Origin of the sequence: Actinomyces sp. oral taxon 170 str. F0386 (assembly GCF_000195595.1) — a bacterium.
GTDB lineage: Bacteria > Actinomycetota > Actinomycetes > Actinomycetales > Actinomycetaceae > Actinomyces.
Map to the genome: position 1 here is coordinate 1 of NZ_GL882521.1, position 586 is coordinate 586.

The 586-nt window shown below is 69.3% G+C and carries 1 protein-coding gene; it reads right to left on the bottom strand.

All coding sequences use genetic code 11. The features are described from left to right. Positions 1 to 586, bottom strand: a 586-nt coding sequence (locus tag HMPREF9056_RS03510; protein ID WP_009402852.1) for an IS110 family transposase, incomplete at both ends; no start/stop codon positions are given.

Consider the following 586-nt stretch of genomic DNA (forward strand, 5'->3'; position numbering starts at 1 on the left):
GCTTGAGCCTCTTGTTGCCGCCGTGGGAGACGTGCTCGCCCCTTATGGAGGAGCCTGATCTCCTGGTTACCGGTGCCAGGCCGGCGTAGGAGGCCAGCTGGGCGCCGGTGTCGAAGGTCTTGCCCAGGGTCTCGGCCAGGAAGACGGCGGAGGTCCTGACCCCGATCCCGGGCATGGAGGTCAGGACCTGGTAAAGAGGGTGGGCCTGCACCAGGGTCTCGACCTGGGCGGCGACATCGGCCCGCTGAGCGTGCAGCGCGATGAGCTGCCTGGCCAGGTGGGGCAGCACCACTGCGGCGGCGTCGGTGCCAGCGACCACCACGCTCTGGTGCTCCAGGGCCGAGACGATCTGGGCGGCCCAGGTGGCGTGCCGCCTGCACCCGTGCTTCTTGAGCCTGGCGTCAATCCTTGCCTTGCCCGCTCGCTTCAGATCGGCTGGAGTGGGCCAGGCGGCGATGACCTCCAGGACGGCGTCGTGCTCCAGCCAGGGCCCTACCACGGCCTCGAGGGCTGGGTGGATCTGGGTGTATAGGCCCCGGATCCGGTTGGCGGTCTGGTTGACCTGGCGGGCCAGGTCCAGGTCGAA